This is a genomic window from Phaeobacter sp. JH20_29, assembly GCF_048056175.1.
Lineage (GTDB): Bacteria > Pseudomonadota > Alphaproteobacteria > Rhodobacterales > Rhodobacteraceae > Phaeobacter > Phaeobacter bryozoorum.
Window position 1 is genome coordinate 42,419 of record NZ_JAYMWO010000016.1, and the last position, 24,102, is coordinate 66,520.

Consider the following 24,102-nt stretch of genomic DNA (forward strand, 5'->3'; position numbering starts at 1 on the left):
CTTACCCCCGCACAGCTTTGCCTGTTTCCGCGTCAAACACGTGGCATTTATCGAGCATCAGGCGGAAGCCTAGCTGATCACCCGGCGCGACAGGTCGCGGGTTGAACATTTTGGCCTGCACCTCAACGCCCGCCATATTGGCAAAGAGAAGAGTTTCGGTGCCCAGTGGTTCCGTCAGCGTGACCGACATATCGAGCTCATGAACTGCGCCTTCCTCTTCGACCGCATGACCGACCGGCATCAGGTTGTCAGCGCGGAAGCCAAATTTGACACTTTGGCCGTTCTCGAGTGGGCCAGCCGTGGCTGGAATTGGCACCGAAACTCCACCGTTCAGAATAATTTGACCTTTCTGCACGACGCCATCGACAAGGTTCATTGGAGGCGAGCCAATGAAGGTCGCGACGAAGGTATCCACTGGCGTGTTGAACAGATCCAGCGGGGTACCCACCTGCACGATGTGACCGTCACGCATCAGCACGATGCGATCAGCCAATGTCATGGCCTCCACCTGATCGTGGGTCACATAGATAATGGTGCTCTTGACCTTCTGGTGCAGCTTCTTGATCTCTACCCGCATTTGCGTGCGCAGCTTGGCATCCAAATTGGACAGCGGCTCATCAAACAAGAACACATCCGGGTGGCGCACAATGGCGCGGCCCATGGCAACCCGTTGACGTTGCCCGCCCGAGAGCGCTGCGGGTTTGCGGTCCATCAACTCGTTCAGACCAAGAATTGAGGCCGCTTCGTCGACAGCTTTGGCAATTTCCTGTTCTGGCCGTTTGGCAATCGTCAGACTAAAGCCAAGGTTCTCGCGCACGGTCATATGCGGATAGAGCGCGTAATTCTGAAACACCATGGAGATGTTGCGTTCGCGGGGGGGCAGATCGTTCACCACCCGTCCGCCGATGGCAACCTCGCCGCCGGAGATGTCTTCGAGCCCGGCAATCATGCGTAGGGTTGTGGACTTGCCGCAGCCGGACGGGCCGACAAGCACAACAAACTCGCCATCGTGAATGTCCAGATCGATGCCGTGCACGGCCTGATGCTGGCCGTATTTCTTGACGACTTGGGAAAGGGTTACTTCGGTCATTTCCGTTATCCTTTGACGCCGCCGAAAGTCAGGCCGGCGATCAAGTGTTTCTGAACTATGAAGGTGAGGATCAGGGCAGGGACGATCATCAGGACCGCCAAGGCGCACATGCCGCCCCAGTTGATGGTGAATTCCGCAGTGAAATCCAAAAGACCAACGGGCATGGTTTTGGAGCCCACCGAGCGGGTCAGTTGGGAGGCCAGGGCAAATTCATTCCACGAGGTGAGGAAAGCAAAGATTGCCGCGGATGCCACACCTGAGCGCGCCACCGGAAATTCCACTTTCCAAAATGCCTGCCAGCGGGTGCAGCCGTCGATTTCCGCCGCCTCATGCAATTCCTTGGGGATCTGGCGGAAGAATCCGTCTGTGAGCCAGATGGTGAAGGGGACGTTCATGGCCACATAGGCCAGGATCAGCCCAAAATGTGTGTCGATGATGCCCACTTTGGCGAAGACGATGAACAAGGGCAGCGAGAGTGCCACGCCGGGGACAGCGCGAAACAGCATCAGGCCGACAAAGTAGCCGTTTTTGCCTTTGAAACGGTACCGGGCAAAAGCGTAGCCGCCGGACATGCCAATCAGGATGGCAATCAGGGTCGAGGTGACGGACACGATCAAAGAGTTGCGGAAGTAGCTGAAGACAGGCACCCCGCCTTCGCCGGCGCCGGCAAACATGGCGCGGTAGTGATCCAGCGTGAAACTTGGCACCCAGATCGGCGGTTTGGCCATGATTTCCACCGTCGGGCGGAATGAGTTGAGCACGATCCATAGCCCGGGCACGCAGATAATCAGCATGGTCAGGAACAGGCCGGTGAAATGCAACGCTTTGAGAGCGCGGCGGCGGTTGCGATGAGATTGATTGCGGTCCATGTGCCTTACCCCGCCATGCCCAACTCAGCACGTGCGGCGCTCAGCTTGCGGAAGAAATAAATGGTGAAAAGGATCGACAGCAGGATGGAGACGTACCCCATTGCATTGGCCAGACCCATGCGGGCGTCGACGTAGCCTGTGCGGCTCATCAGCGTCCAAAGAAGCTCGGTGCGGCGCGCCGGGCCACCGCCGGTCATGATTTGCACGATGTCGTAGGCGCGAGCCACGTCGAGGCTGCGAATGGTCATCGCGATGTAAATGAACGGCATCAGGAACGGCAGAGTGATGTGGCGGAAGCTCTGCCATGGTGTGCAACCGTCCACTTTGGCTGCCTCCAGCGGATCACGCGGCATTGCAAACAATCCGGCCAGGATCAGGATCGCAAATACCGAGGTACTCATCCAGATCTCTGCGAACATGATTGAGAACATCGCCAGCTTGCCGTCCACCAGCCAGGGCAGGGCGGCGTCAAAGCCCATGGATTGCAGGACATTGTTCACGAGGCCGATATTGTCGTTGAAGATGAATTTGAACTGGAACCCCACAAGAATGGGAGAAAACATCATCGGGAACATAAGGATAGTGCGCAGTGTGCGCTGCCCCCAGGTGACTTTGTTCATCATCAGCGCGATGCCAAGGCCAAGCAGGAGTTCCAGGTTCAGAACGATGGTCAAAAACAAAACGGTGCGGCCAAAGGCAGCCCAGAATTTCGCGTCGCTCAGGATCTTTTCGTAGTTGTAGGTGCCGACCCATTTCCAAAGGGTCGACGGGCGGGTCAGCTTGTAGGGTGTAAAGCTGGAGTAGAGCGAGAATATAAGCGGGATCAGCACCACGGCGGCAATCACAATGATCGCAGGCAACAGCAGGACTAACCACTCGGGCAAGCGGCGACGGGTCATTTCGCACCTTTGTTTGAATTGGAGGTCGGTTCAAAGGCAGGTTGCCCCTGCCTTTGAACCTGGAAGGAGGCTTAGTAGTAGCCAGACTCGCGCATCAGCTCATCGACGGCTTCGGCCGCGTCGTCCAATGCTTCTTTTACAGTTTTATCACCGACAATCGCAGCCTGTAGCTCCGGGAAGACGATGTTGGTGCTTTCACCCCACTCTGGGATTGGCGGTACGGCAAAGGCATATTTTGCACCTTCCGCGAACGCAGCCAGCGCCTCGGCACGGAACGCATCATCGCCCGCCTGTGCGGCGGCGACATTGGCTTCCCAAACCGCTGTGCGGGTTGGCAGCGATCCACCGGCGCTTTCGGCCAGTTGGCTGTCTTCGCTGGTCAGGAAGTTGACCAAAGACGCCGCAGCCTCCTTGTTGGCACAATCATTGGTGACCGAAAAGCCGTGGTGGCCAGACCAGCCTGTGCGGGTGGCAGAACCCATTGGCTGTACAGCCACGCCAACATTGCCTGCGGCTTTGGAAGAGTCGGGATCATTGAAAAATCCGGCCCAGCCCGGCCAATCCAGATTCAATGCTACCGTGCCGGAGGCGAAGCCCTGACCAAGATCATCCCAGACATAGCTGGTGGTGCCAGCAGGCACGGCTTTGGCCTCGTACAGGTCGACAAACCATTGCAGGGCGCGTTGCCCGGCGTCAGAGTTGAATATCGGTTTCTTGTCTTCATCCAGATAGTTGCCGCCCTCGGCCACAACCATCTCATAGAAACGGCCTACGATGGCTTCGTCTTTGCCAGCGTATTGCGTGCCATAGAAGTTTGGCGGATCGGCGAAAAAGATGGATTGGTCTTTGACCTGCTCCCAGGTTTCCGGCACCGCGAGATCGTAGCCGTATTCGGCTTTGAAGGCGGCGGCTTTATCGGCGTCTTCATAGTTGGATTTCAGGTAGTAGAGCACGGAGACATCAAACTGCGCCCGCGGCAGCATCAGCAACTCTCCGTCAACAGTTGATGCACTGATGTTGCCGGGCACAAATCCGGAGACCACATCCGCAGAGACCAGATCGTTCAGGTCCGCGTAAAGCCCCTCGTATTGTGGCGCAAAGGACGAGTGGTTGGAGCCGACGCACCAGCTGGTGGTGCCCGCAGCCATGTCCGACTTGATCTCTTTGTCGATTTCAAAGTGGCTCTTCTTGGAGATGATATCCACCTTGGCGCCGGTTGCGGCCTCCCAATCCGCAATGCGGCCATACAGCCCTTCATACTGCTGACCGCCGATCAATTTTGCCTCGATGGTGACGCCATCAAAGCTGCCCCACTCACTTGCCAAGGCCGATTCGCTGACGGCCACCATGGCCGTACAGGCCATCAAGCCTCTAATAAAATTGGATTTTTGCATCTTATCCTCCCTTTGACGCAGGTCAGTTTGTCGCCAATTTCATGGCTAATATTTGCTTGTAAAACATGTATTCAAATACAAATCAATCTTGACTTGGGCTCGCTACGCAGCAAAACTTGCCTATAAGGACCGCGAGGCCTTCTTTGATTGGGCCAAAAAATTTGAATAGTGGGGCATGGCATGGCCGAAAAAGACGACAAATACCGCGCACCGGCGCTGGAGAAGGGCCTGGACATCATCGAATTGCTTGCCAGTCACGGTGAAGGCCTGACGCAAGGCGAAGTGGCCAAGGCGCTGGAACGCTCCCCAAATGAGATCTACCGGATGCTTTCCACGCTTGTACGGCGCGGCTACGTGATCCGATCTTTGTCGGGTGATCGTTATTCTCTGAGCCTTAAAGTGTTTTCGATCAGCCAGCGCCATCCGCCGATCGGGCGGGTGATTGAGGCCGCTCTGCCGCGCATGCGGGCGATCACGCGCAAGGCGTGGCAATCCTGCCATATGGGAATGGAAAGCAACGGTGATGTGGTGATTGTGGCCTCCGCAGAGTCGCCGGGCAATTGGGGGCTCGCACTTAAAACCGGCACGGTTGTCGGGCTGTGGAACACCGGTACTGGCCGGGTTTTGGCGGCATTTCGAGCGGATGAAGAACTGGAAAACCTGATAGAGCAACACCGCCCTGCAATCGGGGAACCGGCATTGAACCGTGCGGAGTTTGACGCGCACATCCAGCGCATTCGCACCCTAGGGTTTGAAAAAATGCCTTCCGCGACGGCCATTGGTGTGACCAACATCGCCTTCCCAATCTTTGGTCCCTCAGGTCACGCGGCGGCGGTGCTGTCTTGCCCCTATCTGGAAAGAGTGGATGACCTAGAAGTGCCGAGCCTAGACGACATTGTCGAAATGTACGGTGCCTTAGCGCGAGAGCTGACCGAGATTTATGGCGGCAAGCCAACTGAATTCACGAAGTCATCCTAGCTTGACCTCTACTCGTCCAACGGAGACACACAGATGAAAATCGACGCCCACCAGCATTTTTGGAAACTAGCGCGGGGCGACTACGACTGGCTCACGCCCGATCTAAAACCGCTGTATCGAGATTTTGGGCCAGATGATCTAAAGCCTCTTCTGGATGCGGCGGGTATCGGTGGCACAATCGCGGTGCAGGCTGCGGACACTGAGGCCGAGACCGAATATCTGTTGTCGCTGACCGACAGGCATGAATGGATTGTGGGTGTCGTAGGCTGGACTGATCTTGAGGCCAAAGACGCACCGGCCACGATTGAACGGATGGCCCAGCATTCCAAGCTGGTCGGTTTCCGCCCCATGATACAAGACATTGAAGATGACGCTTGGATGCTCAAAGACAGCCTTCGTCCAGCACTGGATACTATGGTGGCGCATAATTTAACCTTCGATGCATTGGTCATGCCACGCCACTTGGGTCATCTCTGTGAGTTTTTGAAGAAGTACCCCAACTTGAGGGTTGTGATCGATCACGGTGCGAAGCCTGAGATACACCAAGGCCACTTTGACGGCTGGGCGGCGGACATGACCCTTATTGCAAAGAGCAGTCAGGCCTTTTGCAAATTGTCGGGCCTGACAACCGAGGCGGGACCTGATTGGCGTCCAGATGATATCTCTGATTACATAGAGAAGATCCTGCAGGTCTTCACGCCCGCGCGCGTGCTGTTTGGCTCTGATTGGCCGGTTCTGAATTTAGCATCTGACTACGACGCGTGGTCATCCATTGTGCAATGCGCCGCGAAGGGTCACAGCCCGGACATTTTTGAGACCTCGGTGCAAAAAGCGTATCCACGTCTAAATGTAGCCAAAAAGCTTGAGTTTATGCGCCCCCCACCAAACACGCTGTCAACATGAGTAAAGTTAGCGCAACATTGATTTCGATGACTTGAGGCCCAAGTAGCCCAGAGAAGTTTCTGCAGTTGCAAGATACTGCAAGTGCATCCACGACAACTTTGGGCTCAGAGCCGCCGAGTGCGCATGCAGAGCCAACGCAGTTGAACGGCCTCTGACAGCTGCCATTGCCAAGGACGATACAATCTCATTGCCCGCATGGTGCTGGTGACTGGGTTGGAGGGAGGATCGGAGGGCAAAACATGCCAAGAGTCCAACTTCCTGCAACAACCCCGAAACGCAGAGCCTGGAACAAGGGGCGGATCATCGGTCAAAAACGGCCTTTGCTGCCAAAACAGGTCTGGGCGATCCGGGCGCGGCTCGAATTAGCGGGTTATCTACGCGATCTGGCGCTATTCAACGTCGCAATCGACAGCAAGCTGCGTGGCTGTGATCTGGTTAGGTTGGCCGTGTCCGACCTCGTCAAGGATGACCGCGTCCGGGAACGCGTATCGGTCATCCAAAGCAAGACCAAGCGCCCTGTCCAATTTGAACTAACGGAAAACACGCGTGAAACCGTCTTGGCCTGGGTCAAAGCACCTGAGATGTTCGCGTGTCGGTTCATGTTCCCAAGCAGGTTCCACGACCGCCCACACATCTCAACCCGCCAGTATGGAAGGCTTGTGCGCGACTGGGTAACGGCAATTGGCCTTGAACCGAGTGGGTATGGAACCCATTCACTTCGGCGAACAAAAGCAGCTGAGATTTATCGAAAGACCGGCAACCTCCGCGCGGTCCAATTGCTGCTCGGCCATACCAAGGTCGATAGCACTGTTCGTTATCTTGGAGTCGAACTTGAAGATGCCCTAAGCATCGCTGAGCGTATCGATATCTGAACTACCTTGGCGAACGGGCCCTGCCGTTCGCCATTCCAAAGCGGGTGTCTGTCCCCTTTGCGGCGTTGTTCGGTACTGAGCCCATAGCAGAAGTGTTGAAACTTGCTGCACGCGCTCGCAGCGCTGGAAATGCGGCATGTGCATGGTTTTCTTTGCTACCATGCAGCGGAGAATTCTGTCGTTCAGACGAAACGCCGCGAAAACGAGTTGGTTCGCTCACACGTCGCGGGCGATCCGCAATCAGCGCGCGCCCAGCATTGCGATGGACGTGCTGATGCATTTGCTTGCAAGAACTTGCGTCGGGTCAATGACGCGTGTTGAACGGGTCAGTTCTTCGCTGAGTTTTATCAAGGGGAGTTCCGTGCATCCAAGAATGATCGCTTCGGCGGACTGCGCCCTGAGCGATTGCACCACCGCAGTGATGTGTTCTGCACATAGGCCAAAGGTATGGCCTGCCTTGACCCCAAATGGGCCATAAATCGCGTCCATCACCCGGTCCTGTTCGCCCTTGTCGGGGACAACAGCCAGGATGCCTGCGGCCTTGAGCGCATCCTGGTACAGTCCACTGGCGATGGTGCCCGATGTGGCCAGAATACCAACGGTTCGCACCGCTGGGGAAATCTTCGCAATATGATCAACCGTTTCCGTGAGCATGTTCACGATTGGAATATCCAGATGCCTTTGCAATCGGTCAACATAGGCATGGGCAGTATTGCAGGGAATTGCGATGATATCTGCGCCACCGCGCTCCAGTTTTTTGGCCGTTGCATAAAGCGCGAGCGTCGGGTCGAGGCCGTCTCCGACAAGGTTGTCGGTACGGTCAGGAATCTGTGGGTTCTGCTCAACGATCACCTTGATATGGTCCTGATCTTTCGCAGCCTGGGTTGTGTTCACGATCTTGGTCATGAAGTCAGCGGTCGCGGCCGGGCCAACACCGCCCAACACACCAATCTTGAAGGGTTTCAGCGAGACCTGACCGGTTTCCTGGAGTGCGAAGCGGGCATAGATCTCGTTGATGGGCAGGATCGTGGGCGTGCGATCCGTCGGAATATCCGCCAGAATGAGAGGAATCTCGGTCATCCCGGGTACGATGACTTCGGCACCCTGATCCTCCAGACTTTCGATGGCGGTACGGATCACAGTTGCGATTGCCTCAACCGGCCCACCGGCCTTGAATCCCGCAGGGCCATAGATTGCCTTGATCATGGCATCTTCGGTGCCGGGCGAGGGAAAAATAGCAGTTCTGCTCGGCCCAAGCAGGCGGTCAAACAACCCGTCATTGCGTACAAAGGGCGTTGTCAGAACGCCCACCCGCTTTGCGGCGCCATGGTGCTGATCAAGATACGCCCAGATAGCGTCGGTCATGGAAATCAGCTTCAGACCCAATTCCGCGCGCAGTTCTTCCAGAAAGGTATGGGTGATAAAGCAGGGCAGCATCGCGGCGTCGCACCGGGACTTTTCCATCCGACTGAGCGCGTCAAAGACATAGAACTTGCGGTGCACCGGCGCATAGTCGGGGCTGGCTACGGAAAGGGCTTCAACAAGCGGCTTTTGTTCGAACGAAATTTCCCGGTGATCGCCCTCGGATTTCACCGGGGTCAGGCGCACCAGCTGGTTCAGAATATCGGCACCTGCGCGTGCGCCCAGGCCGCCAACGATTCCGAGTTTCAAACCGGGCCGTGCCATCAGGCGATCTCGTCAAACAGGGCGCTTGCCACGCCTTGAGCGGCACCAGCGTCCCGTAGGGTCAACCCCTCGGCCTGTGCATACTTCGCCAGCTTTGTCGCCGCTTCATACCCGATGAGCGGCACCAATGTGGTGGCCAGGACCAGACTGCCGTTCAATAGTTCAGCGCAGCGGGCCCGGTCCGCCTCGATACCTTTGACACAGCGCTCAGTGAGAACGTGCATGCCGTTGGTCAGTGTCGTCATGGTTTCCATGATCTTGTAAAAGATCACGGGCTCCATGGCGTTGAGCTGCAATTGGCCCGCTTCAGCGGCCATGGTGACCACCAGATCGTTGCCAATCGCCTGAAAGCAGATCTGATTGACAACTTCGGGGATCACCGGATTGACCTTGCCCGGCATGATCGACGACCCAGCCTGCACGGCGGGCAGGATGATCTCTCCAATTCCGGCCCTAGGCCCGCTTCCAAGCAGGCGCAGGTCATTGCTGATCTTGGACAGTTTGATCGCGACGCGTTTCAGCGCGCTGGAGAACATCACAAAGGCCCCAAGGTCGGACGACGCCTCGATCAAATCGGACGCGGGGATCAGATCGCGCCCTGAAATCTCGCTCAGATGCGCAACCGCGCGTTCCGCATAGCCTTCAGGCGCGTTGATCCGCGTGCCGATCGCGGTGCCGCCAAGATTGACCTCTGTCAGCAAGTTCGCCAAGTCCGCGATCCGGTCGATGTCTTCGGCAATGGTTGTGGCAAAACCGCGAAACTCGTCCCCAAGCGACATGGGGACCGCATCCTGCAATTGGGTTCGGCCAACCTTGACTACATCGCTGAATTCTCCAGCCTTGGCGCGGAAAGCTTGCACCAGTTCCGTCATGGCCGTGATGAGGGGTTCGGTTTTCGCCAGCGTGGCGAGCCGAATTGCGGTGGGATAGACGTCATTGGTGGATTGCGAGCGGTTGACGTCATCGTTTGGATGAAGTGCCGCGTAGTCGCCAAAGGGCCGCCCCATGCGCGCCAGTGCAATATTGGCGATGACCTCGTTGGCATTCATGTTGGTCGAGGTTCCCGCCCCGCCCTGCATCAGATCGACGGCAAAGTGTTCGTGATGCTGACCGTCGATTATCTCGCCACATAACTCAGCAATCGCTTGCGCCTTTTCAGATGGCAGAACACCCAACTCTGCATTGGTATATGCGCAGGCCGCCTTGACCTGCGCGAGGGCGACGACGACTTCCGGATAATGGTTGATAACGACCCCTGTGATGGGAAAATTCTCGATGGCGCGTTGGGTCTGGCTGCCCCAGGCCGCGCCCGCAGGGATTTGGACCGTGCCAAGACTATCGGTCTCGGTCCGGGGCAGGTCTGCCATTTTGGTCATTGAAGGCCTCTACAAAATTTGGCTGAGGAAAAGCTTGGTGCGTTCGTCCTGAGCATTGTCAAAGAAGGTTTCGGGCGATCCATGTTCCACAATCACACCGCGATCTGTGAAATAGATGTGGTCAGCCACTTCTCGCGCGAAACCCATTTCGTGAGTCACAAGAATGCAGGTCATGCCTTCGGCGGCGAGTTCCTTTATGGTCACGAGCACCTCTTTGACCGTTTCGGGGTCAAGGGCTGCGGTCACCTCATCAAAGAGCATCACATCCGGCTGCATGGCGAGAGAGCGCGCGATGGCGACGCGTTGCTGCTGTCCACCGGACAATTCACCGGGATAGGCGTTTTCCTTGCCCTCAAGGCGCACTTTCTTCAACAGGGCGCGGGCGCGTTCTTCGACCTCTGCCTTGTTTTCCTTCATCACCAGAACCGGGGCCATCATGATGTTTTCCAGCGCGGTCTTGTGCGGGAACAGGTTGTATTGCTGAAAGACCATCCCGATCTTCTTGCGCAGTTCCAGCTTGTCGAGGTCGGGGCGGTGCACTTCCATCCCTTCGACCTTGATCGACCCTTCCTGAATATCGTTCAACGCATTGATGCAGCGGATCAAGGTGGATTTACCCGATCCGGACGGGCCAATGATGCAGATCACTTCGCCTTTCATGATGTCCATGTCGATGCCCTTGAGCACCTCCAGCGCGCCAAAGGATTTGCGGACATTGCGGATGGAAACGATGGGTTGTTCGGTGGTCCATGTATCGGTTGCGGTCATTTTGATGTCCTCACAGCTTGACGGCGAATTTGCGTTCCAGCCGCAGCGTCAGCCGCGCAATCGGATAGCAATAGGCAAAGAATAAGATCAGCACGAAGCCATAGAACGGCATCAGCAGTTCAGGGCGGTTGTTCTCGGCGACGATGGCCTGGCGGGTCAGGTTCACAACCTCTTCCACCCCTAGGATTGACACTAGTGGTGTGGCCATGGTCAGGATCGCATACCAGTTCATCCAGGGCGGGATCATCCGCTTGAAACATTGCGGCAGTATGATCCGCCACAAGGTCTGCCCTCTGGTAAAGGCCAGGGACTCGGCCGCTTCCCACTGCGTGTTTGGCACTGATCCAATCGCGCCGCGCACGATTTCAGAGATGTTCGCCATGATCGGCAAGGACAGCCCGATCACGGCCTTGATCCAGCCCGGCACGAAATAGGGCGTTCCAAAGACCGTGATTTCAAAGGGCAGCGCTAGCATCACGATGAATAGGATCACCAACCATGGCGAGTTGCGAAACAGCTGAGTGATGAACCAGCATAGCGTGCGGACCGGGCGCAGCAGCGAGATTTGCCCCAGCCCCAGCAGGACACCGACGAAGGTGCCGATCAAAAGGCAAAGGAACGAGATCAGGATGTTGAAGAAGAAGCCCTTGGTGATCAGGAATGGCGCCCATCGCCACAATGCGCTGAATGGGCGCACGGCCTCGCCCGATTGCGCAGCGGCAATGGTAGGCCAGATCAGTGCCAGCGCAAAGAATGCGAACGGTATCCAAGCCGGAATTGCGCCAAGACAGCGCACTGGTGTCATCACGTCATATTGCATCGCATCGCGATGAGGCATCGGTTTGAGAACGGCGAATGGAGTGGATTGTGTCATCTTGGATATCCTTAGTTGCCATAGCCGGGAATGCGCAGCTTGCGTTCCCAACGGTTCATGCCAAAGACCATGATGCCAACAAGGCCGACATAGACGACAAACAGCAGCAACATTGCGGGGTATTGGGCCGACGGGTAGTCATTCCAGATGGTGACAGCCTGATATAGCAACTCCGGCACCGCGATGGCGAAGGCCTGCGTGGTGGTCTTGATCAGGTTTACGAGATTGTTGTTCAAGGCCGGCAGGCTGACGCGAAAAGCAAGTGGTAAGACCACATAGCGATAGATTTGCAGGCGCGACATGCCAAGAGAGTCGGCGGCTTCGATAGTCGATTCCGGCACGGCTTCGATGCCGGACCGGAAGATTTCAACGTTGAACGCCCCGGCGAAAAACGACAGCGAAATGATCGCCCAGCCCACGTTTGAGATGATCGGAACTTCCAGCCATCCGTCAGGCGAATAAGTTGGGGTCAGTTGCCCAAGGGCAAAGTAGAAAAACAACAGTTGCACGAAGGGCGGCGTATTGCGGAACAGCTGGATATAGCCTTGCACAACGGCGCGCAGCACTCGCAGCTTGGACCCCTGAAGCCATGCGCCGACGACGCCAATGACGACGCTGAAGATCAGGCAGGCAATCGACAGGAAGATTGTGTATTTGATCCCAAGCCAGATTTTTCCGGCCTGCACTTCCTGATAGAAGAAGATGAAGTTCCAACGCGGATAATCCGCCGCAAGCTGGCGGAAGAATTCTGTAAAGGCGTCAAGCATTTAAGCCACCTGCATGCAGACACCTCACGCCACGGGAGAATATGGCGTGAGGTGCGGGGTTAAGGTCTATTCAGCGAGCCAGTCAGCAAAATGCTCGTTTTGCTCCTGCAGATAGGCGGTTGACTGAATGCCCCATTTTTCCTCGAGCGCAATCAACTCGCCTGACTGATGCCAGTTGTACTGCATGCCCGACATGAAGCGGCCAAAGATGCCGTCACGCTCAGCGATTGGAACAGCGAGCGCCCATGGGTTGTTGTCCTCGGACACCAGCGGCATCTCGAAGTCGTCATATTGACCAGAGGCGAGATCAGCTGCGATGGAACTGTCGTCGTAAACCCAGGCAATGCACTTCTTGTTGCGCAGGGCCTGAAGCGCTTCGGCGTTGCTGCCAAATGCAATGACGTTGGCTCCGTGGCGTTCTTCGACGATCTGGTTGTAGAACGCCCCCTGCTTTCCGCAGACGGGTTTGTCGGCAAGGTCTGACCAAGCGGTCACGCCAAGCGCTTTGGGCGTCATGACGTTGGTACCGGAGGAGTAGTAATTCGGCCCCACAATGCCGACGATTTCCCGACGATCCGCCCGGTCGGACATGGTGGCGATCATCAGATCGATGCGGCCGCCTTCCAGGAACTGCATCCGGTTAGAGGATTCTACCGCGACCAGCTCCAGATCAACCCCCAGAGTGTCGGCAACTTGTTGTGCCATATCGGCTTCCATTCCGATGATGTTGCCATTCTCATCGCGAAAGCCCCAAGGACGTGTATCAGCCTTGACGCCTACAACAATGACGCCGCGCTCCATGATCTTGTTCCAGGTTGCGTTGGATTGTTCCTGCGCGAAGGCAGCGGTGGTGGTCATCAGGGTCGCGGCAAGAGCAAAGCCGCCCAAAAATTTCGTCATTGATACTCTCCATGTTGCTTAGCGGCAAAAGCGGTGCCGGCGTGGTTGCCACGGTTGCAAGTCGTACGATCCGTGATCTGAAGTCATGTTGAGCGGGCGCGCCCTGCAACGCCATGACAAAGAGCGCAACGCAATTGCAAAATTTGCAACATGCTTTCTGCACAAGATGGGTTAGGCTTTGCGCAACATGGTAAAGTAGGTGAAACGATGGAAATCGATTGGCTCGAAGATTTTCTGGCACTCAGTGCAGCGGGCGTTTTTGCAAAGGCGGCAGATGCGAGAAACATCAGCCAGTCTGCTTTTACACGTCGAATCAAGAACCTAGAGTATTGGATCGGTACTCCTCTGTTTGATCGCAGTGTGCATCCTGTTGTGTTGACTCAGGCGGGCAAGGCCTTTCGGCCGGTCGCCCATGAAATGATCAATACGCTTTCGACGGCCCGGGCCGAGGCCAAAGGGTTGGTGCGTCGGGAAGGCGAAGTGCTCGATTTTGTTGCGCTTCATACATTGGCCATCTCTTATTTCCCTGGGTGGATCACTAACATTGGCAAGACCTTGGGGCCGATAAAATCTCGTGTGGTTGCCGAAAACTTCTCTGGTTGTGTTGAGGCGATCCTATCTGGGTCCAGTGATTTCATGCTCTGTTACCATCACCCAACCGTTCCGATGATCGCTGATGACGCCAGATACCCTTCTATGAAAATCGCCGAGGACCTGATGGTGGCCGTCAGCGTCGCCGAGCCTGATGGCTCTGCCCGATTCAGACTGGACAGTGAAGAGCCCTTTCCGCTGCTGTCTTATACCCGCGACAGCTTTTTGGGGAAAATGACAAATCTCATTCTCGAACGAACGGGTCTCAAAGAGAGTTGCGTCTTTCAATATGAGAATTCTGTCTGCGAAGCCCTCAAAGCAGCCAGCCTTGAGGGCATGGGCGTGGCATGGCTACCAATGGCCGCCGCCGAACGTGAACTTAATGAAGGCCGACTGATCAAAATCAGTGATGACAGTAGCGAAAACCCGATTTCAATCCACCTTTATCGATCAATGGAGCGTAGCCGGAGCGACGTCGAGCGGTTCTGGTCATACATGTCCAGCACGCGCTGACAAGCGGCGTGGCAGAGGAGACGCAAATCCATCTTGTCCACTTGGCAAAGATCGTTTCCGGCACGGGGCGAATTGTCAGAATTACGTAAACACCTCGAGCAGGCTTTCAATGGCCGCTCTGGCGACACCGGCTGCAACGCAGCGAAGAGTGTGCCGCGCGCGCAAAACGATGCTGCGTCAGCGAAGACGAAAAACTCTATGTCGGTTGAGTCCGGCTCACTGCTAGTTCACGGGACACGCAGCGAAAGTCGATCCACCCCAGACCGGCCCTTGGTGCAGATCGCAGCGAAGGTGTCAGGAGAGCCCACAGCGGAAGTGTTAAATTCGTGCTGCGCGCGCTCACAGCAGCAGAATTGCCGCGACTGCATCATTTTCAGCGCCGCTGCACGGCGTGGAAGCCAGTCGTTCGCCCTGCTTTACCCTCCGGAAGACACGAGGTCTTCCGAAGAGAAAATCAGGGAAGGCTTCGCCATTGGCGGAACAGGAGGCGCGAGCAGGGATGTTGGAGACACGAAGAAGGAAAGGTTTTGCCATCTAGACATCAATAAGCCATTGATTTTATGCCCGTGGAAAGCCCACACTCGCACCAGTCTTTCACTTTTTCGACTCTTATTTTTTCCTCTGGGTAGGGAACTGAGATCGGTCTTGCTCACATCACTTGCAGTTTGTTCAACCACCGCGAGCAAGATCTTTGTGAGCGTGGCTGAGCTGCCAATTGATAGCATCAACAGGCAGGATATTTCTGCAACACCTGTTCAATGACCAGTCTTACACGGTAACAAATGAAACAGCGGCCGTAACCTCCGGTCCAAGATGCGTAGCATTCCGGAACGCAAAGCATGAAACAACTCAAACGCCATTTGCCGCCTCTGACTTCTCTGCTTGCGTTTGAAGCTGCTGCCCGCCTTGGCAGCTTTACCGCTGCGGCGGAAGAGTTGAATGTCTCCCGAGAGGCTGTCAGCCGGCAGATCCGGACACTGGAGAGCCATCTTGGAATTTCTCTGTTTGAGAGGGACGCAAACCGGGCGCTCATGGGAGCGGCCGGAGCACATTTCTTTGCAACAGTGTCACCCAATCTTACCGCCATTGCAGTTGCGGCGAAAGAACTGGCAGGAGAGGTCAGCAATGTTCCTGAATTGGATAGCGCGGCACCTTCGGGAGATGAAGAGGATCTGCCGTCGATCCTTGTAGTTGATGACACACCGCAAAATATTCACCACCTGCACGGCCTGCTAAGGGACGCTTACCGGATTATTCCGCAAACCTCCGGCAAAGCAGCCCTGTCTTTTCTCGCGGGGGAGCTGGCAGACCTGGTCCTGCTGGATATCCGGATGCCGGATATGGATGGCTACGAGGTGTGCCGGCAAATCAAATCCACGGCAAGCCTTGCTGATGTACCGGTGATATTCCTGACCAGTCTTGATGATCCGATGGATGAAACCAAAGGCCTGGAAATGGGCGCCTGCGATTTTATCACCCGGCCGATTGTGCCCGCTGTTCTGCGTGCCCGGATCCGCAGCCATATTGAACTCCGCCAGGCAAAAACGGCCTTGGAAAAACTGCTGGCACGGCGGGCAGACCGGCTCGGGAAAGCTGAGCAGTTACTGGCCCGGATGTGTTCAGACATCGGACAGTTTCAGTCCTCGTGAAGAGAGCCCGCTAGCTGTTCTACAATTTGATCAGCCGTTTCGAAGTCCAGCACTTTCAAAGCCGTCTTAAGGCTTTGAAGTTTCGCCTTGGCAGTTTCCGGAAGTTCCCCTGATCCCGTATTCTGTACTTCTTCAATGGCCTGAATGTCACGCTTGCTGATAAGTGCCCTAATCCTCTCCAACCTGTCCGGGGTGAACGGCAATTCATCTGCAGAAAGAGGGCTGCGGGCGTCGAACTGCTCAAGCAGCTGGGACATGGCTTGTTCCACTGTTTTGATAGAAGTGCTGCCCTTTTCAGCGCCCGCCGCAAGTTCCGCCAGCCTGTCGGCCCCCACCGTGCCGGCCGTCCCTTTGATGACATGAAGGAGATTGGCCTTGACCGGGCCTTCCGGCCTGTCAGTCAGGGCCGCCAGACCTGCGGACCATTCACGCAAACCGGCATGAAACCGGCGCAGGGAAGCTTCATAGTGCTGCCGGTTGCCGCCTGCATAAAACAGCCCCTTTTCCTGATCAATTCCTAGCAACTGATTGCTGCCGCAAAGGCCGGCCAGAAGGCTGCGTAACTGCGAGGGGTCGATCGGCTTAGGGATAAACCCGGCAAAGCCGGTAGTTGTGCAGCGCTCGGCTTCTTCCTGGGTGGCGTTGGCCGTTGCGGCGACCACAGGCGCCAAGCTTGCCTGATACCTGCTCCGAAGGTTTTCCAGAGCGCGGTACCCGTCCATCACGGGCATATGCAGATCCATCAGGATCACGTCCGGCATCGTCTCTGCGGCTTGTTCCATTGCCTCGATACCGTTCGTCGCTGTGCGCACCGTGGCACCAAGTGCTTCCACCAGCGAAACAAAGACAGCCAGGTTGACTGGGTTGTCCTCCACGACCAGCACATCCAGGCCTGCAAGAATGTCGTCCTTTGGCGGTTTTGGGTTACCGCCGGTTTGCAATTCCGAAATAACTGCAGCCAGTTCCCTATGGGTGATTGGGAAAGCAAGACGTTTGCTTATCATGCTGCCCGAAGATTGCATAATAAATGTTGCATGGGCCGCTGTGACGGTGACCGTGACCGGCGGTATTGGACCGGTGATGATTGCCGCCGCCCGGTTTGCCATTATCTGAAGCTGCCGGACCGGTCCCTTCGTGCCCTCAACCTTGATCAGATCCGCAGTTTTGCTTTGCCGGGGCGCGGACCGGGCTGGCAGGTGCAGAAGGATCGCAAACTCAGCCCCCCTGCCAGGCTCACTATCTACCAGAAGCTTACCGTGCATCTTGTCCGCAAGCCTTTGGGCAATAGACAGGCCAAGCCCGGTCCCCCCGTATTGGCGGGTGGTTGAACTGTCGGCTTGCCCAAAAGCCTTGAAAATGCCTTCAATCTGGTCCGGGGAGATCCCAATCCCGGTGTCTCTCACGCCCAGGCGCAGAGCGCCCTCATGATATGCAGCAAGCAGGCGGATCTCGCCCTCTTTGGTGAATTTCACCGCGTTGGAGGCAAAGTTGACCATAATCTGCCGCAGACGCAGAGAGTCCGCACAAACCTCTTCCGGCAGATCCGGGGCGTAGTCCCAGGTCAGCCGTACTGGTTTGCCGGCCATCAGCGCTCTTGTCTGTAGCAGCACGTCGTCCAGAAGATCATCAAGACGGAACCAGACCTGCTCCAGCACCAGTTCCCCGGCCTCGATCTTGGAAAGGTCCAAAATGCTGTCGATGTTCTCCGACAGCTGCGCGGCGGCGGCCCTCAGATCAGTCAGGTTGCGCGTACCGATGTTGCCTTGACCTTCCCGCAGAAGAATGCCGGACAATCCGATAATCGCATTGAGCGGTGTACGCAGCTCATGGCTCATGTTGGCAAGAAAGATTGATTTTGCCTGGGAGGCTTCAACTGCTTCGTTGCGCGCGACCAGCAGTTCGCGGGTACGTTCGTCCACAAGCTCCTGAAGATTATCACGGCTGGCCTCAAGTTCAGTCACCGTGCGCCGGAATGCACGGGCCAGACGGGAAATCTCGTCCTGCCTTCTTACATCGAACATTCGTTGGTCGCGCCCCTTCAGCCGGAACGAGTGCCCATCCCGCACCCTGAGGGCAGCCGCCTGTAGCCGCGCAAGTGGGCGAATAACAATCAACTGCACAATCAGAAAAATGACCGCGGTCACTAATAGCGTCTGCAGAATGCTTGAGCCAAGCACGACATAGCTGCGGGCAACCATATCCTTTTCGACAGGACGGAAAGAAAGTTCAAGTGCCAGCCGACCGATCTCACTGCCGTCCCGCGGGTTGGTCAATATGTAGGCAGGTTTCTCCGGTTGGCTAGTGGGCTGAAACAGGATGCTCAGCCACGGCGGCGTAGGCGATGGCTGTCGCGATACGGACAGGTCGATCAAGCCGCTGCTGTCGCGCTGCGCGTCGGTCAGAAGCGGGTCGTCAATACGTGCGCTCAGGATCACCGGATCTTCAAGCAGGCCGTTCAAAATGGCACGGACAGCGGGAACGTCCACCTCCCAATACGCCCCGGCAATCTGTGGCAGTGTCGCCCGAATGATACGGTCGGCATTTAGGCGGGCTGCACCAATTCTGAGGGAATGTTCCGCCAATAGGGTATACAGCCCCAGTAACAGTCCGGACAAAACCCCTAGCAATGCAGCAGCGAGCGCGATTTTACGTGTGATGCCTGCGGGTTTTAGCTTTAGCCTCATCGCGAGAAGTAATAGCGCAGGTATTCAGGTGGGATATGATTGGCCTGCATCCTTTCCAGTTCGATCTGTAGGCGGCGGGCCATATCATCGCCTTTTGGAGAGCGGTGAAAGCCGATATAGCGGGCGTGCTCCGCCAAAGGGGTCGGCAGAAACTTCAACTTGTCCAGCGCATTCAGTTCGCTGGCCACATAATGCAGTGTCTCGTAGCCGCCGACAATCAGATCAGAACGGCCGAGAAGCAGCTTGCGAAGATTAGTGAAATCATCCAGCGAGGCTTCGCGTTGCAGCGGCTGGTAATGGTCAAAGCGCGCCTCGTATGTGAAGCCTGAAACCACACCTACAACCAGGCCGTCCAGGTCCGAAAGCGTATGGACATCCTGGATCGGGGAATCTTTCAAAGTCACAAAAACTGTACGCGTCCGGCGCAGGGGGCCGACCATGTTCCATTTCTGAAAACGCTCAGGCGTCGGCGCCAGCTGAAAGACGGCATCAAGCTGGCCGGTCTCGAAATCCAGCAAGGCGCGCTTCCAAGGCAACGGCCTGTGGTCCAGCCTAACCCCGATCCGTTCTGCAGCCTCATTCAGGATCTGCACGTCAATGCCCGAATACTCGCCTTCGATTGAGTAGTTGAAGGGCGCAAAGCCTTCCATGGATCCGACCACCCAGGTTTCTGCCCGGACAGGGTGCATCATGATGCCAAGTAGGCAGATAGCCGTCACGATCTGCAAGAGCCGGTTCATCAGTCATCCACCGCTGGTTACGCGCCAGTGCCAGAGTATCCGTGCGCGCATAGGTCAGGCAAGCAGGCAGCCTGTCAAAAAAGTTCCGGTGACAGGGGAACTTTTTCGTCTCTCACGCTGAACAGTTCCTGGCTGTAAACCATCCGGCAGACGAGAAAGGGAGAGAAACATGAAACACTTGATTGCCACCACAGCCCTGGCCAGCTTTGTTCTGGCACCGATCGCATCCGCTGCCGCGGAATGCACCAATGACACTTGGAACCGTATTCAGGAGCGCGGCAAGATCGTTGTCGGCGTCAAGGCAGACTACAAGCCCTGGGGTTTCCGGGACACCGACGGGTCGATTGTCGGCATGGAAATCGACATGGCTCAGGATGTTGCTGAGACACTTGGCGTTGAACTGGAACTGACCCCAGTTGTCGCTTCGAACCGGATGCAGTTTCTGGAGCAGGGTCAGATTGATCTGATGATTGCCACCATGACCGACCGCGCCGACCGCCGCGAAATCGTCGGCATCGTCGGCCCGAACTACTATACGTCCGGTACGAACATCCTGGCCCCGAAGGCATTGGGGTTCACATCCTGGGGTGAACTGAGCGGCAAACCCGTCTGTGGTGTGCAAGGCGCGTTCTACAATCAGATCGTTGAAGACAAATATGGCGCTCAAATCGTGGCCTTTGGAGGTTCTGCTGAGGCTCGCCAGGCACTGCGTGACAAGAAGTGCGTTGCATTTGTCTATGACGATTCCTCCATCGGCTCGGCAATCGCTTCTGGCGAGTGGGAAGACTTCGAAATGCCGCTGGCATCCGAGGATGACAGCCCTTGGGGCCTGGCGGTTCCAAAGGGCGAAGATAGCTGTGTCTTTGGCCGGTTTATGACCGGTATGCAGTATGGTTGGCACCAGGATGGCAGCCTGATCGAGTGGGAAGCCAAATGGGGCATCAAACCGACGGCCTACCTGCAGGATCTGAACGCCAAGCTGGCGGACCCGGTCGCAGAATAAGCATTAGCCATAGGGGAGACCGTCGGCATGACAGGTTTCGAAGCTTTTTTTGTGCAGCTTGCCGAGGATTTCCCACGCTGGAATTTCATCTGGCTTTATGACGAGAAACAGGCCGGTCGGATATTGTCCGGCCTGTGGATGACGGTGAAGCTCAGCTTTGCCTGTGTGCTGCTCTCACTGCTGATCGGCATAGCAGGAGCCTGGCTGCAAGGGGCAAGCAACCGTATCCTGCGTGCGGGTGTTCAGGGTTACATCCAGTTCTTCCGAAATACACCTCCGCTTGTGCAACTGCTGTTTTTCTACTTCGCATTGGGCCAGTTTACCCCTGTAGTGACCGGCCCTGACGGCTGGACCGAAGTTCCAGTTATCTCAGCTGCGGGCTGGGCTATCATTTCGCTGTCGTTTTTTGCGGGAGCATTCAACGTTGAAATCTTCCGCGCCGGGATCGAAGCTGTACCGCATTCAACCCGTGAAGCTGCGGAAGCGCTGGGGATGAGCCGGACACAGACCTTCACCAATGTGGTCTTCCCTCTGGCATTGCGGGTTTCGATTCCTGCATTGAACAACAACCTTGTGAATCTGGTGAAGACCACCACCCAGGCTTTCGCCATCGCCGTGCCCGAGCTGCTATATGAAAGCGTTTCTGTCTGGAACGATTTTCCATCAGCACAAAACCCGACAATGCTGCTTCTTTTCGTTGTCTATCTGGGCCTCGTTGGAGTGCTGGTCTTTGGCATGAACTCCTGGGAACGCAAGATGAGGATACCGGGCTATGGCCAGTAACAACCTTCCGGGCATCACCGGCCCGGCTCGCACTGATCTGCCGGTTTTGAAACCCTATACTCTGACAGGCGGCACCTATGACGAGATGTTCCTGGTCCGGTGGCTGGGGAACATTCCGCCGCAATTCATACTGGTGCTGCTGGTGGCCTGGCCTGCCTGCGCCTACGCCCAGTCCGCAAGCTACACCATGGGGGATGCCTTTGCCGCATTGTGGCGCTGGATACCTTTCCTGACATTGCAGGGCTTTGTGTTCAACATCGTGATTTCGGTCTTTTCGATGCTGATCGGAACCTTTGCCGGGGCCGCGCTGGGGCTGGGGCAGATTTCGCAGCGCCTTTGGCTGCGGCGGCTGAGCTGGGGCGTCACCCAGCTGTTCCGCAATGCCCCCTGGCTGGTGATCCTGTTCATCGTGCTGCTGGCCTTTCCGTTTGAGATCGAAATCTTCGGCCTGGTGATCCCCGTCCCAGCCTGGATGAAGGCCGTCATCGGATTGTCCCTTCCGATCATGGCGAACATCTCCGAAATTGTGCGCGGAGCTGTCATGTCTGTACCGTCGGCACAATGGGAAGCGGCCGAAGCGCTGTCCTTCTCAAGAACACAGACTCTTTGGCAGATCATCCTGCCGCAATGCTTCAAGCGGATGATCCCGCCCTGGATGAACTGGTACGCCATTTTGACAATGGCAACCCCGTTGTGCTCGCTGCTGGGTGTCGGTGAAATCATCACCTTTTCGCGCCAGGCAATGGAGGCCGAAAACAACCGGCCTGAGCTTCTGGTGCCGTTCTTCGGGTACGCGCTGGTTCTGTTCTTTGCCTATTGCTACCCGATCGCCCGCATCACAATCGCGCTGGAAAAGCGCTATGCCGTCAAACTCTGAAAGGTCCGGACGATGAATACTTGGACATCTGATCAGCCGATAATCTCCATCCGGGATGTGCGCAAATCCTTTGGGCAAATTGAAGTCCTCAAAGGTGTCAGCATGGACATCATGAAAGGAGAGGTGATCTGCATCATCGGCCCGTCCGGGTCCGGCAAGTCGACGCTGATCCGCTGCATCAATGCCCTGAACGACATTCAGGGCGGTTCCATAACTGTTGAAGGCCAGGAAGTGCATGACGCACAGCTCGACCGGCTGCAGCTGCGTAAAAAAGTCGGCATGGTGTTTCAGCAATACAATCTGTTCCCCCACAAAACCGCGTTGGAAAACGTAATGATGGCACCGGTAAAAGTGCTGAAGGAAGACAAGATCAAAGTTGAGGAACGCGCGCGTGCATTGCTGAAAAAGGTGCGCTTGGAAGGCAAGGAACACAGTTATCCGGGCGAGCTGTCGGGTGGCCAGCAGCAGCGGGTTGCCATCGCGCGCAGTCTGGCGATGCGTCCGGATGTGATGCTGTTTGACGAGGTGACCGCAGCGCTGGACCCGGAAACCGTGAAGGAAGTGCTGGTTACTATTAAGGATCTGGCCGCGGATGGGATGACCTGCATCCTGGTAACGCATGAAATGGGGTTTGCCCGTGAAGTGGCTGACCACATCTATTTCACCGATAAAGGGGTGATCGTCGAACACGGCTCGCCTGAAACGTTCTTTGACAACGCCAAAGATCCGCGTACTAGAGAGTTTCTGAGCCAGATCCTATAACTGCTGCATGGCACAGAATGGCCGGACTGGCCTGCTCTGTTCTGAGATCCTTTGAGGAGCGTGTTTCAGAAACCGTTGCCGGTGCTTCAGCAAGGATGATCATTCACGGGGTAGACAGATGAGCCGCAGCAAACCCTCGGACCAGCTTCCGGATTTTTCGCTCCTGCGGAATTTCTGTGTCATTGCCGGTTCAGCCAGTCTCACCGAAGCGGCCGCAAAATGCGACTTATCTCAACCCGCGCTTTCCCAGCAACTGCAGCGGCTCGAAGCAGCTCTGGGTGTTTTGCTGATGGAGCGGAACACCCGGCCGATCCGGCTGACCCGGGCAGGAAAGCGCCTTGCGGAAGGATTGCCCAGCCAGTTGCAGGATTTGGTGAGACTGGTCGAACACGTACGCTCGACACCGAATGTCAGCCGCAAGAAGCTGAGGATTGCTATGCCGGACAGCATGTCCTGCACAATGGGGGCTGAATTCCTTTCAGTCGCGACCTCTCTTGCAGCGTCGGTGGAGTTGAGTGCAGGGATCTCTCCGTGGGCGGATGACGCGCTATTGGGGCGCAGCTTCGATCTTATGGTCGACACCCCGCCCTATGACACGCTTGGCTATGTGAACCCGGCCAAAATCTTCATAGATCCTTATGTCCTGGTCTACCCCGCCTCGCTGCCCCGCAAGCGGCCGGAAGACTTTGTCGTCACCGACCCTCAGATCGCCTATGCGCCGACCACAAAGTTCGGAGTGCGCGCGGCCAGGATTGCACGGCAATTGGGAGCGGATACCGAGCCTGCCTTCAGCTTTGATTCAAGCCAGAGCCTGCTGCGCTTTGTTCAGGTCGGTTATGGCTGGGCCGTAACTTCTGTCCTATGTCTTTATCAGACACCTGCAGCTTTACGTGATCTCTCGATTTTCCCTGCGCCGCCGGAAGCATGCCGCACGCTGATGCTCCTTAGCCGCACTGAAGAAATGCAGGAGCTGTCCCAAGACGTGAACCAACGGCTGGTCAAGGTGTTCAAAGAGCTGGTGGACGGCCCCTGGCAAACAATGTCGCCTGAGGCCGCAAGTTACTTGAGACTGGCGAACCCGGATATCTTTTCTGACCCGGATACGCCGCTGCCAGACGGCTAAG

At 56.4% G+C, this 24,102-nt stretch carries 23 protein-coding genes; 11 read left to right on the forward strand and 12 right to left on the reverse strand.

Annotated elements, in window-relative coordinates; translation table 11 throughout:
• Position 1: 1 nt before the first annotated feature.
• The 4 genes from VWZ85_RS14330 to VWZ85_RS14345 all read right to left on the reverse strand — a co-directional run bounded on the left by VWZ85_RS14330 (position 2) and on the right by VWZ85_RS14345 (position 4,252).
• A complete protein-coding gene (locus tag VWZ85_RS14330; RefSeq protein ID WP_416535652.1) occupies positions 2-1,090 on the reverse strand; it encodes an ABC transporter ATP-binding protein in 1,089 nt (362 codons plus the stop codon).
• 5 nt (positions 1,091-1,095) lie between these two features.
• Positions 1,096-1,959: a carbohydrate ABC transporter permease gene (locus VWZ85_RS14335; RefSeq protein ID WP_416535653.1), complete on the reverse strand. Its 864-nt coding sequence runs from the start codon at positions 1,957-1,959 to the stop codon at positions 1,096-1,098.
• A 5-nt stretch (positions 1,960-1,964) separates the two neighbouring features.
• On the reverse strand, positions 1,965-2,858 hold the full coding sequence (locus VWZ85_RS14340; protein ID WP_416535654.1) for a carbohydrate ABC transporter permease: 894 nt from the start codon (positions 2,856-2,858) through the stop codon (positions 1,965-1,967).
• A gap of 71 nt (positions 2,859-2,929) precedes the next feature.
• The gene (locus tag VWZ85_RS14345) at positions 2,930-4,252 is read right to left on the reverse strand and encodes an extracellular solute-binding protein (RefSeq protein ID WP_416535655.1); all 1,323 of its coding nucleotides are present in this window, start codon (positions 4,250-4,252) and stop codon (positions 2,930-2,932) included.
• 180 nt (positions 4,253-4,432) lie between these two features.
• On the opposite strand from VWZ85_RS14345, the gene VWZ85_RS14350 reads away from it, so the two are divergent.
• The 3 genes from VWZ85_RS14350 to VWZ85_RS14360 all read left to right on the forward strand — a co-directional run bounded on the left by VWZ85_RS14350 (position 4,433) and on the right by VWZ85_RS14360 (position 7,005).
• Positions 4,433-5,230: an IclR family transcriptional regulator gene (locus tag VWZ85_RS14350; protein WP_416535656.1), complete on the forward strand. Its 798-nt coding sequence runs from the start codon at positions 4,433-4,435 to the stop codon at positions 5,228-5,230.
• 33 nt (positions 5,231-5,263) lie between these two features.
• Positions 5,264-6,133: an amidohydrolase family protein gene (locus VWZ85_RS14355; protein ID WP_416535657.1), complete on the forward strand. Its 870-nt coding sequence runs from the start codon at positions 5,264-5,266 to the stop codon at positions 6,131-6,133.
• 239 nt (positions 6,134-6,372) lie between these two features.
• Positions 6,373-7,005, forward strand: coding sequence for a tyrosine-type recombinase/integrase (locus VWZ85_RS14360; protein WP_416535658.1), 633 nt, complete (start codon positions 6,373-6,375; stop codon positions 7,003-7,005).
• A gap of 240 nt (positions 7,006-7,245) precedes the next feature.
• Here the strand turns inward: VWZ85_RS14360 and VWZ85_RS14365 are convergent, their stop codons facing one another.
• The 6 genes from VWZ85_RS14365 to VWZ85_RS14390 all read right to left on the reverse strand — a co-directional run bounded on the left by VWZ85_RS14365 (position 7,246) and on the right by VWZ85_RS14390 (position 13,376).
• Positions 7,246-8,691 carry an aspartate/glutamate racemase family protein gene (locus VWZ85_RS14365; RefSeq protein WP_416535659.1) on the reverse strand — a complete coding sequence of 482 codons (1,446 nt, stop codon included), beginning with the start codon at positions 8,689-8,691 and terminating at the stop codon, positions 7,246-7,248.
• On the reverse strand, positions 8,691-10,067 hold the full coding sequence (locus VWZ85_RS14370; RefSeq protein ID WP_416535660.1) for an aspartate ammonia-lyase: 1,377 nt from the start codon (positions 10,065-10,067) through the stop codon (positions 8,691-8,693). Before VWZ85_RS14370 ends, VWZ85_RS14365 begins: the two co-directional genes overlap by 1 nt.
• Before the next feature lie 9 nt (positions 10,068-10,076).
• Positions 10,077-10,835: an amino acid ABC transporter ATP-binding protein gene (locus VWZ85_RS14375; protein WP_416535661.1), complete on the reverse strand. Its 759-nt coding sequence runs from the start codon at positions 10,833-10,835 to the stop codon at positions 10,077-10,079.
• A gap of 10 nt (positions 10,836-10,845) precedes the next feature.
• On the reverse strand, positions 10,846-11,709 hold the full coding sequence (locus tag VWZ85_RS14380; RefSeq protein ID WP_416535662.1) for an amino acid ABC transporter permease: 864 nt from the start codon (positions 11,707-11,709) through the stop codon (positions 10,846-10,848).
• 11 nt (positions 11,710-11,720) lie between these two features.
• Positions 11,721-12,476 (reverse strand): amino acid ABC transporter permease, encoded by a 756-nt coding sequence (locus VWZ85_RS14385; RefSeq protein ID WP_416535663.1) that lies wholly within the window; start codon positions 12,474-12,476, stop codon positions 11,721-11,723.
• Positions 12,477-12,542: 66 nt separating this feature from the next.
• Positions 12,543-13,376, reverse strand: a complete 834-nt coding sequence (locus tag VWZ85_RS14390; protein ID WP_416558191.1) for a transporter substrate-binding domain-containing protein — start codon at positions 13,374-13,376, stop codon at positions 12,543-12,545.
• Positions 13,377-13,526: 150 nt separating this feature from the next.
• On the opposite strand from VWZ85_RS14390, the gene VWZ85_RS14395 reads away from it, so the two are divergent.
• The 3 genes from VWZ85_RS14395 to VWZ85_RS14405 all read left to right on the forward strand — a co-directional run bounded on the left by VWZ85_RS14395 (position 13,527) and on the right by VWZ85_RS14405 (position 16,129).
• On the forward strand, positions 13,527-14,480 hold the full coding sequence (locus tag VWZ85_RS14395) for a LysR family transcriptional regulator (protein ID WP_416535665.1): 954 nt from the start codon (positions 13,527-13,529) through the stop codon (positions 14,478-14,480).
• A gap of 33 nt (positions 14,481-14,513) precedes the next feature.
• Positions 14,514-15,242: a hypothetical protein gene (locus VWZ85_RS14400; RefSeq protein ID WP_416535666.1), complete on the forward strand. Its 729-nt coding sequence runs from the start codon at positions 14,514-14,516 to the stop codon at positions 15,240-15,242.
• A gap of 77 nt (positions 15,243-15,319) precedes the next feature.
• Positions 15,320-16,129, forward strand: coding sequence for a response regulator (locus VWZ85_RS14405; RefSeq protein WP_416535667.1), 810 nt, complete (start codon positions 15,320-15,322; stop codon positions 16,127-16,129).
• Here the strand turns inward: VWZ85_RS14405 and VWZ85_RS14410 are convergent.
• Together VWZ85_RS14410 and VWZ85_RS14415 are read right to left on the reverse strand one after the other, a co-directional pair.
• The gene (locus VWZ85_RS14410; RefSeq protein WP_416547867.1) at positions 16,117-18,615 is read right to left on the reverse strand and encodes an ATP-binding protein; all 2,499 of its coding nucleotides are present in this window, start codon (positions 18,613-18,615) and stop codon (positions 16,117-16,119) included. The genes VWZ85_RS14405 and VWZ85_RS14410 overlap by 13 nt on opposite strands.
• Before the next feature lie 194 nt (positions 18,616-18,809).
• Complete coding sequence (locus tag VWZ85_RS14415; protein ID WP_416535669.1) at positions 18,810-19,553, reverse strand: substrate-binding periplasmic protein; 744 nt, start codon at positions 19,551-19,553, stop codon at positions 18,810-18,812.
• 169 nt (positions 19,554-19,722) lie between these two features.
• On the opposite strand from VWZ85_RS14415, the gene VWZ85_RS14420 reads away from it, so the two are divergent.
• The 5 genes from VWZ85_RS14420 (at position 19,723) to VWZ85_RS14440 (ending at position 24,101) form a co-directional block, all read left to right on the forward strand.
• Positions 19,723-20,556, forward strand: coding sequence for a transporter substrate-binding domain-containing protein (locus tag VWZ85_RS14420; protein ID WP_416535670.1), 834 nt, complete (start codon positions 19,723-19,725; stop codon positions 20,554-20,556).
• Positions 20,557-20,583: 27 nt separating this feature from the next.
• Positions 20,584-21,339 carry an amino acid ABC transporter permease gene (locus VWZ85_RS14425; protein WP_416535671.1) on the forward strand — a complete coding sequence of 252 codons (756 nt, stop codon included), beginning with the start codon at positions 20,584-20,586 and terminating at the stop codon, positions 21,337-21,339.
• Entirely contained in the window at positions 21,329-22,216 is an 888-nt protein-coding gene (locus tag VWZ85_RS14430) for an amino acid ABC transporter permease (RefSeq protein ID WP_416535672.1), read from the forward strand. The genes VWZ85_RS14425 and VWZ85_RS14430 overlap by 11 nt, the downstream gene beginning before the upstream one ends.
• A 12-nt stretch (positions 22,217-22,228) precedes the next feature.
• Positions 22,229-22,978: an amino acid ABC transporter ATP-binding protein gene (locus VWZ85_RS14435; RefSeq protein WP_416535673.1), complete on the forward strand. Its 750-nt coding sequence runs from the start codon at positions 22,229-22,231 to the stop codon at positions 22,976-22,978.
• A 118-nt stretch (positions 22,979-23,096) separates the two neighbouring features.
• The gene (locus VWZ85_RS14440; protein WP_416535674.1) at positions 23,097-24,101 is read left to right on the forward strand and encodes a LysR family transcriptional regulator; all 1,005 of its coding nucleotides are present in this window, start codon (positions 23,097-23,099) and stop codon (positions 24,099-24,101) included.
• Position 24,102: the final 1 nt, after the last annotated feature.